This is a genomic window from Paenibacillus sp. sgz302115, assembly GCF_056120445.1.
The window spans coordinates 20,410-32,863 of the sequence record NZ_JBVYOK010000021.1 but is presented as its reverse complement, the minus strand read 5'-3'; the positions used below and the strand labels follow the sequence as shown (position 1 = coordinate 32,863).

The 12,454-nt window shown below is 52.0% G+C and carries 13 protein-coding genes; 11 read left to right on the top strand and 2 right to left on the bottom strand.

Features of this window, described 5'->3' with window-relative positions; all coding sequences use genetic code 11:
- The first annotated feature begins 42 nt into the window (after positions 1-42).
- The 4 genes from AC0LWN_RS26720 (at position 43) to AC0LWN_RS26705 (ending at position 3,124) form a co-directional block, all read left to right on the top strand.
- Positions 43-906, top strand: a complete 864-nt coding sequence (locus AC0LWN_RS26720) for a helix-turn-helix domain-containing protein (RefSeq protein ID WP_474670789.1) — start codon at positions 43-45, stop codon at positions 904-906.
- A gap of 99 nt (positions 907-1,005) precedes the next feature.
- Entirely contained in the window at positions 1,006-1,371 is a 366-nt protein-coding gene (locus AC0LWN_RS26715) for a VOC family protein (RefSeq protein ID WP_474670786.1), read from the top strand.
- 518 nt (positions 1,372-1,889) lie between these two features.
- A complete protein-coding gene (locus AC0LWN_RS26710) occupies positions 1,890-2,342 on the top strand; it encodes a flavodoxin (protein ID WP_474670784.1) in 453 nt (150 codons plus the stop codon).
- Positions 2,343-2,344: 2 nt separating this feature from the next.
- Positions 2,345-3,124, top strand: coding sequence for a hypothetical protein (locus AC0LWN_RS26705; RefSeq protein WP_474670782.1), 780 nt, complete (start codon positions 2,345-2,347; stop codon positions 3,122-3,124).
- 113 nt (positions 3,125-3,237) lie between these two features.
- On the opposite strand, the gene AC0LWN_RS26700 is transcribed toward AC0LWN_RS26705, so the two are convergent.
- Entirely contained in the window at positions 3,238-4,089 is an 852-nt protein-coding gene (locus tag AC0LWN_RS26700; protein WP_474670780.1) for a GNAT family N-acetyltransferase, read from the bottom strand.
- Positions 4,090-4,143: 54 nt separating this feature from the next.
- Entirely contained in the window at positions 4,144-4,428 is a 285-nt protein-coding gene (locus AC0LWN_RS26695) for a GNAT family N-acetyltransferase (RefSeq protein WP_474670778.1), read from the bottom strand.
- Between the two features lie 184 nt (positions 4,429-4,612).
- On the opposite strand from AC0LWN_RS26695, the gene AC0LWN_RS26690 reads away from it, so the two are divergent.
- From AC0LWN_RS26690 to AC0LWN_RS26660, 7 genes are all read left to right on the top strand, one after another.
- A complete protein-coding gene (locus tag AC0LWN_RS26690) occupies positions 4,613-5,515 on the top strand; it encodes an ArsR/SmtB family transcription factor (protein WP_474670776.1) in 903 nt (300 codons plus the stop codon).
- A gap of 235 nt (positions 5,516-5,750) precedes the next feature.
- On the top strand, positions 5,751-7,517 hold the full coding sequence (locus AC0LWN_RS26685) for an ABC transporter substrate-binding protein (protein WP_474670774.1): 1,767 nt from the start codon (positions 5,751-5,753) through the stop codon (positions 7,515-7,517).
- Positions 7,518-7,584: 67 nt separating this feature from the next.
- Entirely contained in the window at positions 7,585-8,538 is a 954-nt protein-coding gene (locus tag AC0LWN_RS26680; RefSeq protein WP_474670772.1) for an ABC transporter permease, read from the top strand.
- A 67-nt stretch (positions 8,539-8,605) separates the two neighbouring features.
- Positions 8,606-9,481 carry an oligopeptide ABC transporter permease gene (gene opp4C / locus AC0LWN_RS26675; RefSeq protein ID WP_474670881.1) on the top strand — a complete coding sequence of 292 codons (876 nt, stop codon included), beginning with the start codon at positions 8,606-8,608 and terminating at the stop codon, positions 9,479-9,481.
- 14 nt (positions 9,482-9,495) lie between these two features.
- Positions 9,496-10,479, top strand: coding sequence for an ABC transporter ATP-binding protein (locus tag AC0LWN_RS26670; RefSeq protein ID WP_474670770.1), 984 nt, complete (start codon positions 9,496-9,498; stop codon positions 10,477-10,479).
- A complete protein-coding gene (locus tag AC0LWN_RS26665) occupies positions 10,472-11,437 on the top strand; it encodes an ABC transporter ATP-binding protein (RefSeq protein WP_474670768.1) in 966 nt (321 codons plus the stop codon). Before AC0LWN_RS26670 ends, AC0LWN_RS26665 begins: the two co-directional genes overlap by 8 nt.
- Before the next feature lie 378 nt (positions 11,438-11,815).
- On the top strand, positions 11,816-12,424 hold the full coding sequence (locus AC0LWN_RS26660; protein WP_458966709.1) for a 50S ribosomal protein L25: 609 nt from the start codon (positions 11,816-11,818) through the stop codon (positions 12,422-12,424).
- Positions 12,425-12,454 lie beyond the last annotated feature (30 nt).

Genomic DNA, 12,454 nt, shown 5'->3' with positions numbered 1-12,454 from the left:
TTTATCGCTTATGGAACCCTGGAAGATTGGAGGCGGAAGCTGATGTTTGACCTTTCGGAGCTGTATTATCCGATTACTTCAAATCCGGCGGCGGCCGGCGAGTACCTGCCCTGCCAAGCCTTGCGGCCGTTTATCCGCTGTTTCTGGGGAAGCTCGCCCCGGCTGCAAGCCCATGCGCCCCTGCCACAGACACCGCTGGACGGAGCAGCCCTCCAGCCTTCGGGGCCGGTGACGATTATACCGGATACTTGTATGGATATTATATGGGAATGGGATGCCGCTACAGGTGAGGCCGGCGGAATCTTTTGTGGAATAAATGACGCTCCGTTTGAGGCCGGAGGAGCTGCGCAGTCTAACGGCAAGCTGAGCTTTGCCATCCGTTTTCATTTCTGGGCGGTTCATTTGTTTGCGGACGAGCATCTCCGGGATGTTCTGAATGTTCATGTTCCTGTCGAACAGTATTTCGCTTCCTTTCGCGAAGAATTGGGACAAAGGCTGCACGCTTTACATACGTTCTCTGAGCGGGCCGCTGCTGCGGAAGCTTATCTGCTAAGACGTTTGGACCATGCCTGGCGCAGCAATGACAGCCTGATGAACGCTGTTTACAGCATTCTGAAGCAGAAGGGCGTGGTTACCGCCGGAGAGCTTGAGAATAACGCAGGGATAAGCAGCCGCCAGCTTGAGAGGCTTTTCCGCGAATATATCGGCCTTTCCCCCAAAAAGACAGCAGACCTTGTGCGCTTTCAGAATGTATGGCTAGACCTGTATCAATTCTCTCCGCACAAAATGGTTATGCAGGATGTGGTGTACAACTACCGCTACAGCCATCAGTCGCATTTGATCAACAGCTTTAAGAAATTTGCGGGGAGAACGCCACTGGAAGCCTTGGCCTATGCGCAGAGGTGAATGTCGTTTTTTTGCAATACAAGATGAGCGGCAGCTGTTAAGCTGTATTCAGCGGGCGAACGCGCAGCTAAGAATATGATCGCGAAGGAGAGAGAATAGATGATTTCAGCTTTTGAAGGCATTAATTTGTACACTAAGGATCCGGCTGCTTTGGTAGCTTTTTACACGGAGGTGCTGGGAATTCCTGTTCCTTTTGAGGGTTATGGCAATTCCGACGGGGCGAAGCTCGGCTTTGACAAGGGACAGCCTGGGCTGATCATCTGGGATGAGAACAAATGGGGCAAGCATACTACAGGAGTGGTGAATCTGGTGTTCTCCTGCAGCAGTCTGAATGAGACGTATGAGCAGCTCAAGGCGAGAGGACTGGACTGTCAGCCGCCGGCGACGATGGAATACGGAGGCCAGGAAATGAATTTCCGCGACCCGGACGGCAACGGCATTACGCTGCTGGAAGGGGCATATTAGATCAGTATCAACTCTAAATCTGTGAATTAGGCGGAGCCTTTGGGGTTTGGGGAGAGCGGGATTCGTCATATCAATCCTCGATTCTCCTGATCCTTACGGACCGTAAAGCCGTTATTTTCCCGAAAAGGATACATTTAGCCGGGCTAATGGACCGTAACGCACTTATTGCCTCTTCGGCAGGTATATTTGGGATGAAAGCCCGCACTTAAAGGCTCTGGAGTCCGTAAATTTGCGAAAAAATGACTTCCAGTAGAAATAAGAGCGGCTCGGTCCGTTACAAATGGGCAGACTCTTCCGATCAGGGGATGATTAGAGTCTGACGATCTATTAGAGGCGCACTTTGCCAACGAAAAAATGAATAGGTCAACAGTGAACGCGAGCTCTTGTCCGGTTTTGAGGATAAGGGTCCGCGTTTTCTTGTTATTGTCTGTTGACAATGAGAATCATTATCAAATAAAATAATAAAGAAGTTGTTCAAACTTGGTTTAAATTTAATGTTTACTTGGGAGGAACCGATCATGGCTAAGGTGCTTGTGGTCTATGCCAGCTTGACTGGCAATACGGAAGAGATCGCTGAACTGATTGTAGAGGGAATACGCCAAGCGGGCGGTGAGGCTGTAATGAAATCGGTCACTGACTGCAACGCGGATGAGATAAAAGCATATGAGGGCGTGCTGCTGGGCGCTTATACCTGGGGCGACGGAGAGCTGCCTGATGAATTCCTGGATTTCTATGAGGAGCTGGATGAGCTGGATCTTACAGCCTGCAAGGCAGCCGCCTTCGGAAGCGGAGATACCGGATATGAAATATACTGTGGAGCCGTGGATCAGATCGAGGCGAAGCTGAAGGAGCGTGGTGCGGAGCTTCTCCAGGATAGCTTGAAAATAGAGTATGGGCCTAACGCTACGGAAAAAGAAACCTGCCGCAGCTTCGGCCGTCAATTTATCGAAGCCTGCGCGGCGGTTTCTTAAAGATGGGCGGCGCGGCGGGTAGCTGGGCGGCAGGCAAGCGGGAGGCGGCGGCTGTACGATACAGCCGGCTTAATGATTTCCGCATGGAGCATATTATGCTGGGCGGTGCGGAAAATACCGGCAGCGGAGCAGCGGCCACCGGCCTTCCGCGCTGGAGGCAGCAGGTCCAGTATGCGGTTGGGCATACGCTGAATGACTTTTACAGCCTGCAGCCCGAGGTGCGCCGGGAAACGCCGATCCAGTTTCTATTGGAGCGCCGCTGGCCTCCTAAAGGAGATGCTTTTCCTTCCCTGATGCACTACTGGGATGTGAAGACAGGAATTGCGGATGAACTGATGCGGATCGTATCCGGTAATCATCTGCAGGAGGTTCCCGTGCTGCTGTACGAGCAGTGGCATGTGTCGGTGCCGGAGCTGGATATTGAGCTGGCGATGATTTTTCAGTTGGTCTGGAACTCGGCGGCTCCTGGACGGTGCCTGAGCATTCAGAAATTTATGGTGAGCGGGAATGAGGAGGTTATTACCGGTTTTCTGCATATGGCCAATGTGTTTTGCCATAAGGCCTACGGCCAACCGGCTGAAACGGTGGAGGTCTATTCTCTGCTGGACGGACGCAAATCTATCTTCGATGGCGCGGGAATTCCGTTACAAGAATCGCTGGATTATGTACGGCTGTTGTCTGTGTTTTTGCAGCGGGAAGAGTCGGCGGAACGTATGCAGAAATATGGGGAACGCCGAAATGAGAAGGATGAGCAAGTCATCCGGGGGTATGGCTTGATGTAACCTGAGCGGTTTCCAACTTGAAAAAGCACCCTTCCTCCGGGCTGTTAACGCCAAGAGAAAGAGTGCTCTCCGTGGGGAGCTGCATCTCAGCAGCTTCACCAATCCACGGCAGGTCAGCCGATATAGCGGTAATAATCCTGCTTGTTCAGAATGACAAAGCCGCAGCTTTCGTATAGCTTCAGTGCACCCGGATTGTGGAGGGCAACCTCCAGGTTCACGCCATTATAATTCCGCCGCTCACGTTCAATCGTCTGCAGAAGCGTACTTCGGCCGATGCCGAGTCCCCGCAGCTTCTTGGCTACTGTGAGCCCGTAGATCCAGGTTTCGTTATCCTCTGTATACAGCCGCATCTTGCCGGCCGGTTGTCCGTTCATTTCGATTATGATCTGCTCCTGCTGATTGTCCTGCAGAGGGTGCTCGTACATTACTGCGGCATCCTCTTTGGACATGTCGAACCCTTCGCAGTCCAGCTCGATAAGAATGGCGGTTTCGTCCTCGCGCGCAGGCCGCAGCACTACAGTCCCTGCAGCCGAGCTAGGCTCCGTGGAGCCCTGCGGTGCAGACGCGCTATCCCATTTCATCTGGTATTCCGCATGGTTAAATTCCAGCGGCAGCGTCTTCAGGTAAGCTGAAGCTGAAGACGAGGAGGCTGGAGCATTCAGCAGCAGTGTAGTGATATTATTCTGCTTGATGATGCTCTGCGCCCGCTGCCACAGGGAAGTGAAGATACCCCGGCGCCGGTATCCCGGCCGCACCATCCCGCAGATTTCCATTTCGCTGGCGAACCCGTACAGGCCTATAAATCCTACCAGCATATCATCCTCATAAGTTACCAGCCACTCGGCTCCACCGGCTGCCGGCGGCTGCCGAAGCATTTCCCAATTGAGCTTCAGGGTAATTCCTTCGTATTGCTCGCAGCGCTGCTGCAATTCCTCTATATCTTTTAATGTTTCTGCTGTAGTCAAACGCATGTCCTCCCGAATGTGTGCCCAAGCATCGGCTTGGCACAACTTATGATTTTATCCATTCTCGCTCAGCACATCCCCATACTCCGCATGCTTTTTGAATTGATGAACCGCATAGGGGCATACTGGCACAATCTTAACCTGCTCTGCGCGCGCTTTATCCACAACCGCCCGCACAAGCTTCTCCCCGGCACCTTGGCCGCGCAGATCTTCCGAGACAAAGGTGTGGTCGATAACCAGATTCCCCGTTGCTTTGTCCGTTTTGTATGTGATCTGGGCAAGGTCCTTACCGTCACCAGCAATATAAAAACGTCCTTCTCCCTGTTCGATTTGTCCCATCTTATCCTTCACTCCAATCGAATAATGTGCCTTTATTTTACTCTCCTAGCCACGAAAAAGCGAGATGCAGAGTGGTAGGCTTATGGGCCGGGAGAACTTGTGCGCTTGCGTATACGCCGTGAAATACCATAATATTAAGTCACTAACGCTGTAGTGAATAGAAGTTGCATCAGGAGGAATGACCGTGGAGTACGAGGTTGGGGTTGAATTTGAGCCGGTGTATGAATTAGTGAGCAGTATACATACATTTATATGCAAGAAATCGAATAAAAAGATTGATCTGGGCACGTCATGGTCCTCTGAGGTGTCGCGCCGCCTTAGCCCGGAGCTGTTGTCCACGCTTGCGGAGACGGAGCTGGGCAATGAGTGGAAGCTGCTGAATCTGCTGATCTATCAGTGTCCAGACAAAGGAAGTGTGGACAATGTGCTCCGCTGGCTGGAAGGCTTGACGGTAGGAGATATGTATGAGACCCTTGCCGAATATGTGAGTGTATTTCCGGGGCAAATGGATCAATTCCGCAGCAGGATGCATTTTCTGCTATCGGAGTGGAACCGGCAATATTTCCACGGCAGCAATGACGTTGTGATCAGCAGACTGCAGCAGCACGCGGAGGAGCGGCAGAAGGAGCTGAACGGGAATGCTACTGCCGATTTTATTAATAAGACGACGAACGGGTTTTATTTCCTCCCGGCAGACCGGCTGAAGAAGCTGGTGCTGATTCCACAATATCATTTTCAGCCTGCCAACATTATTTACAGCTTCGGGCCGCTCACGATTTGCCATTACGCGGCAAGAATCACTATAGCGGATGAAGAAATATCGCCTTACATGTACAGGGCCATCCGCAGTCTGGGTGAAAAAAGCCGTCTGAAGATTCTGCATTCGCTCGGCGGCGAGCGCAAAACCTTTACAGAGATCGTGAGGCAAGCCGGTATCTCCAAGGGGATTGTTCATGACCATATCTTCAGTCTCCGCTGCGCCGGCCTGCTTCATGCCTACATCGAAGGGGAGAACGTCACCGCCTACAGCCTGCGCCTGGAGGGAATTCACCGGATGAACGAGCAGCTTTTTGAATATTTGAAATAAGAGTCCATAGCCATACGGTCAGGTATCAAAGCCAGGGAATTCTCTGCTGCAGAGGATTTTCCGGCTTATTTTTTTTGCGCAAAACCGCACGCGATTCTGTTGATAAAGAATTTTTTTCAAGTTCTCTCTTTACAGAACAGAGAATACTTTCTATAATGTGAACTATCGGTCTTTAATCATACTTAGCAGGTAGGAATTATTGTATTACACAAATGGAGAGAAGAGAGATGATTTTATGAGAAAAAGCATGTTTTTATTGTCTTCCTTACTGATTGCGGGTTCACTTGCGCTCTCGGCCTGCTCGGACAACGGCAATTCCAACGCTGCAACCGGGAATAACACGGCGGCGGCAACGGCATCGGCTGATGCGGGAGCAACAGCGGGCACAGAAGCTTCGGCATCCCCGGCAGCCGTTCCAGCGGGCGCGCTGAGCGAGCCTTTTACCGCCACTGATTTAGCGAAGCTGCCAGAGGTTGCCAAGAAGCGTTCGGATACGATCATTGTCGGCCTTACAGATCCGAGCGGGGCGTTTACACCTTATTTTCAGGAGAGCGGCTATGACGGCAACGTGTCTTCCTTACTGTATGCTTCACTGGTAACGGTAGATGACAAAGGTGTTCCTACGCCAGAGCTTGCCGAGAGCTGGGATGTATCGAAGGATCAGCTTACATATACCTTTCATTTGAGAAAAGACTTGAAATTCAGCGACGGCTCGCCGCTCACTGCGGATGATGTTGCTTTTACCTGGACCCTTCAATATGACAAAGCCTATGACGGCGGCTCTTCACTGCCCTCACTGAATGTTAAAGGCGGCAAAGCCTATAAAGAAGGCACGGCCAAAACCGTCGATGGCATCAAGGTCATTGATCCGCAGACCATTTCGGTGACACTGGAGAAACCAAATGCAACGGCTCTTGTAACACTTGGCTCGAACGTGCTCTCGAAAGCTTATTACGGCAAGGACTACAAATTCGGCCATTTGGAATATATCAAGAAGCTGCATGAGAAGCCGCTCGGCGACGGGCCTTACAAGCTGGAGAAATTCCTACCCGGACAGGAAGTGCGTCTCACAGCCAATGAGAATTATTTTAAAGGCAAACCGAAGACAGAGCATTTCATCTACAAAACCTCCGAAGGTGATGTGTGGCAGTTCCTGGAGACAGGAGAGGTTGACTATGCCTCCTTCAGTGCTACGGACGAGAATATTGAGAAGCTGAAGGCACTCGGCTTTGTGAATATCATTCCTTACACACCAAGCACCTACGGCTATATGCAGGTCAATTTGAAGCATGAGCAGCTTAAGGATAAGCAAGTCAGACAAGCGATTATGTATGGTCTTGACCGCCAGAGCATTTATGTGGATGCCCAGCAGGGAGCCGGCTCCATTGCCAACATTCCGGCATCGCCGATCTCCTGGGCCTACACCGAAGAAGGCATCAACCCTTACAAATATGATCCGGAAAAAGCCAAACAGCTGCTGGATCAGGCGGGCTGGACAGTTGGTGCAAACGGCATCCGTGAGAAGGACGGCAAACCGCTGTCGATCCATTATCTCGGCTCCAAGAGCAAGAACACCGATATTTTCATTGCTGTAGCCAAGGAGAACTTTGCAGCGCTCGGCATCGAATTCCAGCCGGAAGTATTTGCTGACTTTAACTCGCTGGTGTCCAAGGTAGAGGGCGGAGACTACGATCTGGTATCCTTCTCGACCAGTATGCTGACTGATCCGGCTGACGGGTTCATGCAGTTCTTCGACGGGGAAATCACTGACTATGACAATCCGAAATTCCTTGAGCTGTACAACAAGGCACTTGCAACTACCGATATTGAGCAGCGCAAGGCTGTCTACAAAGAACTGTACCAGCTCTTCAATGACGAACTGCCGATCCTGTTCACCAGCTACAAAAAAACAGTCTACGCCTACAATGGGCGCATTCAGAATCTGACGGTCAGCCCGTTCATCGGGCTTGCCGGAAGCCTGCCGCAGTGGACTCTGAAATAATTCGCTGAAATAACAACACATTCATCCCCTGCTGTGATGGCAGGGGATGATCCATAAGGAGCGGGTCATGAGTACCTATTTGACGAAAAGACTGCTGTATATGCTCATTATTCTGTTCGCGGCTTCGCTGCTCATCTTCTGCCTGTATGCCTCGACGCCCGGCGATTTCATTACAGGAAATATCAAGCTGACGGCAGAGCGGAAGGCAGAGCTGCGGGAAATCTACGGCCTTAACAAACCGGTGCTTGAGCGTTATGGCATCTGGATGAACAATGCGTTTCATGGGGATTTCGGATACTCGCTTGCCCAGCAGAAGCCGGTGCTTCAGTTGTTTGGCGACTATATCTGGAATTCTTTTTTGCTGGCTGCCGTATCTACCTTTCTTACCTGGGTGATTGCGGTAATAGTCGGCGTGGTCTCTGCCTATAAGCAGTATTCCTGGTTCGACACACTGGTCATGGTCGCGATCTTTGCCGCAATGTCGCTGCCGTCCTTTTTCATCGGCCTGTTCCTGATCAAGATTCTGGCGGTAGATCTGAAGTGGCTTCCTCCGGGTGGGATGATTACTACCGGCAGCAATGCTACGGGGCTGGCGTATGTGAAGGAGGTCGTCCGGCACATGACCCTTCCGGTTGTGGTAATGACTCTGCTTGGCCTCGGCTCATTAACCCGTTATTTCCGCAGCAATATGATTGATGTGCTGAAGCAGGACTATATCCGCACGGCCCGGGCCAAAGGGCTGAAGGAGCGGAAGGTGCTGTTCACCCATGCGCTCCGCAATGCGCTGCTGCCGGCAATTACCCTGGTGGGTTTCGAGCTGCCGGCATTGTTCGGCGGATCGCTGATCATTGAGCAAATTTTCAACTGGCCGGGCATTGGCCAATTGTATATGAAATCCTTCGGACTACGGGACTATCCGCTACTCATGGGTTTTACAATGTTTATTGCTATTCTGACCGTCATCGGAACGCTGCTCTCGGATATTCTATACCGGGTTGCCGATCCGCGCGTCCGGTTATAGGGAGGAGGATGCCGTTTTGGCAGCTAACAGCAAGTTAACTGAGCTTCGTAAGCCGGGGGTACAGCCGCTGAAGTCTTCTTCACTGTTCAGACAGTCGATGAGAAGGCTAATGAGGAACAAGCTGGCAGTCGCAGGCTTTGGGGTTGTGTTGTTTATGTTTGCACTATGTTTTATCGGCCCGTTCTTCTCGCCTTACACCGACAATAAAATCAATATGGCGCTAATGAACAAAGCGCCTAATTTGCAGCACTTGCTGGGAACGGATGCGCTCGGCAGGGATATTCTGACCCGGGTAATGCAGGCAGGTCGGATTTCACTGACTGTCGGACTTGCGTCGATGGTGCTGTCTGTTTTCATTGGCGCTCTGCTAGGCGCAATTGCCGGATATTACCGTGGTATCGCGGATCAGATCATTATGCGGATCGCGGATCTGCTAATGACGATCCCCAGCCTGCCGCTGCTGTTCATCTTCGGGGCGCTGCTCTCGGAATGGAAGGTTCCGACGGATTACCGGATGTACATCGTCATGCTGATGCTGAGCATCGTGAATTGGCCGGGACTCGCCCGGATGGTGAGAGGACAGATGCTCAGCCTCCGGGAGCGCGAATTCATGCAGGCGGCTACTGTGCTGGGCCTACGCGACCGGCGGAAGCTTTTCAACCATTTGCTGCCGAATGTGGTCCCGCTGCTGATCGTTATAGCTACACTCAATATTGGCGGGGCGATTCTGAGTGAGTCGGTGCTGAGCTTTTTCGGCCTGGGGGTAATGCCGCCTACGCCGACCTGGGGCAATATGATTGACGCAGCGAACAATATGATAGATTTCCAGGATCATCCTTGGCTATGGATTCCGCCGGGCTTGTCGATTTTTGCCACGGTTATTGCCATAAATATATTTGGTGACGGCCTCAGAGACGTGCTTGATCCGAAACAGAAGAGGTAGGTGGCCAGCAGCAGATGAAGCATTTAATGAATATAGAAGGTCTCAGCACCATGTTCTATACGGAAGAAGGAAAGGTAACAGCCGTTGACAATGTAAGCTTTCGGGTCCGCGAAGGAGAGACGGTCTGTATTGTCGGAGAATCCGGCTGCGGAAAAAGTGTAACCGCCATGTCGATTATGGGCCTCGTTGAGGAGCCTGGCGGGAAGGTGACCGGCGGAAAAATTGAGCTTGCGGGAGAAGATCTGCTGAAGCTGGATAAGAATACGCTAAGAACGATCCGCGGCAATGATATCGCCATGATCTTTCAGGAGCCGATGTCCTCGCTCAATCCGGTGATGAAGATCGCTGAGCAGATTATGGAGCCGCTGATGGTGCATCTGAAAATGAAAAAGAAAGCAGCGCGTCAAAGGGCGATTGAGCTGATTAAGCAGGTCGGCATCTCGCGGCCTGAGCAGATCGCTGACAGCTATCCCCATGAATTAAGCGGGGGCATGCTGCAGCGGATTATGATTGCCGTTGCTATCTCCTGTAATCCGAAGCTGCTCATTGCCGATGAGCCGACCACGGCGCTTGACGTGACCATCCAGGCGCAAATCCTCGATATGCTGCGGGAATTTAAAGAAAGCTCCGGGATGTCCATTCTGCTGATCACCCATGATCTCGGCGTGGTTGCCGAAATGGCCGATTATGTTATCGTGATGTATTCCGGCAAAATCATCGAGGAGGGGGAGGTTGTGGAGCTGTTCAAGAATCCCAAGCATCCTTATACGAGGGGGCTGCTGAAATCGAAGCCGGTGGTGGGCCAGCGTCTGGAGGAGCTGTATTCCATTCCGGGCCAGGTGCCGAATCCGCTTGAGCTTGAAGCCTCATGTTATTTCCATGACCGCTGCGGAGATTGTATGCCGGTCTGCCGCAGCCGTCAGCCAGAGCTGAAGGAGCAAGGCAGCGGGCAAAAGGTTGCCTGCTGGCTGTATGAGGAGGTGGAGGCCCATGTCTGAAGCGCTGCTTGAAGTGAATCATCTCAAGAAATATTTTCCTGTCAGACAGGGACTGCTGAACCGCACGGTAGGACATGTAAGGGCTGTAGATGATATCAGCATTACGCTGCAGCCGGGTGAAACCTTTGGTCTTGTCGGGGAATCCGGCAGCGGGAAAAGTACAGTCGGCCGCACGATTCTGCGGCTGACCGAAAAAACAGACGGCGAGGTAAAGTTCAAGGGGGTCGATATCCATAGCCTCTCCCAAGCGGAGCTGCGCCTGCTGCGGCCGAAGATGCAGTTGATCTTCCAGGACCCCTACAGTGCGCTGAACCCGCGCGTGCGGGTAGGCGATGCCATCGGAGAAGCCCTGCTGGATCATGGATTATGCTCCAAGGATGAGGTACGGGAGCTGGTGCTGGAATCACTTGCGGCCTGCGGCTTGTCCTCCTACCATATCGACCGCTTTCCGCATGAATTCTCCGGCGGCCAGCGCCAGCGGATCGGGATCGCCCGGGCACTGATTCTGAATCCGGAGCTGATCATTGCTGACGAGCCGGTGTCGGCGCTGGATGTGTCGATTCAGGCGCAGATCATCAATCTGTTCAGCAAGCTGCAGAGCAGCAAAGGGCTGGCTTATTTATTTATCTCCCATGATCTCAGCGTGGTGGAGCATTTATGCTCCCGGATAGGAGTTATGTATCTTGGTTCTATGGTGGAGACTGCTCCCCGGGACGAGCTGTTCCACAGTCCGCTGCATCCTTACACCAAGGCGCTGCTCTCGGCGGTTCCCGTGCCTATCCCTAAGCTGAAGCGGGAGAGGATTGTGCTGAGGGGAGATATCCCAAGCCCGGCCAATCCGCCTTCCGGCTGCAAATTTCATACCCGCTGCCCATTTGCCCTGGAAATCTGTAAGGCGCAAATTCCGGACTTTCGTGACGCTGGCGGCGGACATTTTGTGGCCTGCCATTTAGTTTAAAGAAATCTGGATTAAAATTGAAAATCCCCCTATTTTGACTTGCTATGTCCACAGTGCTATACTTGTCCCACAGTAGGCAAATATGGGTAAAAGGAGACTGATTAGACCTACACATCTAATCGGTCTTTGCTTTTTGTTGGAGGAACTACCGAGTGCAGCTAAGCTGACAAAACTAAGCCTACGCTTCCTAAGCCCGTTCTGTTCGATGACCATTATGTAGCCATGCTGACAAAACCCAAGCCATGCTTCCGAAGCTAGTTTTGTTCGAAGATCATTCTATGCAGCTAAGCTGACAAGACTAAGCGTATGCTCCCGAAGCCAGTTTTGTAAGATGCTGACCGGGTGCGTATGCTAACAAAACTTTTAGGAGGAATTATCATGAATACCACAGTACGTTTGACAAAAAGATCCGGATCGTCGTCTTCACAGCGGAGCAAAGGCTTTGTACCGGTTGTCGTCTACGGTGCAGGTTCAGATAGCCAGTCCTTTGCAGCCGAAGCCAAAACATTGAACGAGATTCTGGGCAAAAACCCGCATGCTATCCTTACGGTAGAATTACCGGACTCCGGCTCGAAAAATGTGATGATTCAGGAAGTTCAGCGCCAGCCGCTGTCCCGCAAGCTGATCCATGTGGATCTTCACCAGATTGACATGAAGGCTGAACTCCATACTAAGGTTCCTTTCCATTTCAGCGGGGAGCCTGCCGGCGTGAAGAACGGCGGCGTCCAGCAGGTCGAACTTCATGAGCTGGATATCCGCACCTTGCCGGATAAGCTGACTGCCACTTTTGATGTGGATATCAGCGGTCTGGAGATTGGCGATCAATTGCTCGTGTCCGATCTTCCTAAGCACGAAGGCTGGGAAATCCTCACCCCTGAGGATACGCTGATCGTACGAATTGCACCGCCTGCCGCTGCGGAAGAGTCTGACGATACGGCGAACGAACCGGTAGCAGCAGCTTCCAGTGTGGACAAGCCAGCGGAGTGAATCTTTTGAATTTTAGATAAGCAGCAGACA

Bases quoted from the DNA above. Each gene is read 5' to 3' on its own strand.
- AC0LWN_RS26720 (WP_474670789.1), top strand. From the start codon at position 43: ATGTTTGACCTTTCGGAGCTGTATTATCCGATTACTTCAAATCCGGCG.
- AC0LWN_RS26715 (WP_474670786.1), top strand. From the start codon at position 1,006: ATGATTTCAGCTTTTGAAGGCATTAATTTGTACACTAAGGATCCGGCT.
- AC0LWN_RS26710 (WP_474670784.1), top strand. From the start codon at position 1,890: ATGGCTAAGGTGCTTGTGGTCTATGCCAGCTTGACTGGCAATACGGAA.
- AC0LWN_RS26705 (WP_474670782.1), top strand. From the start codon at position 2,345: ATGGGCGGCGCGGCGGGTAGCTGGGCGGCAGGCAAGCGGGAGGCGGCG.
- AC0LWN_RS26695 (WP_474670778.1), bottom strand. From the start codon at position 4,428: ATGGGACAAATCGAACAGGGAGAAGGACGTTTTTATATTGCTGGTGAC.
- AC0LWN_RS26685 (WP_474670774.1), top strand. From the start codon at position 5,751: ATGAGAAAAAGCATGTTTTTATTGTCTTCCTTACTGATTGCGGGTTCA.
- AC0LWN_RS26680 (WP_474670772.1), top strand. From the start codon at position 7,585: ATGAGTACCTATTTGACGAAAAGACTGCTGTATATGCTCATTATTCTG.
- AC0LWN_RS26670 (WP_474670770.1), top strand. From the start codon at position 9,496: ATGAAGCATTTAATGAATATAGAAGGTCTCAGCACCATGTTCTATACG.
- AC0LWN_RS26665 (WP_474670768.1), top strand. From the start codon at position 10,472: ATGTCTGAAGCGCTGCTTGAAGTGAATCATCTCAAGAAATATTTTCCT.
- AC0LWN_RS26660 (WP_458966709.1), top strand. From the start codon at position 11,816: ATGAATACCACAGTACGTTTGACAAAAAGATCCGGATCGTCGTCTTCA.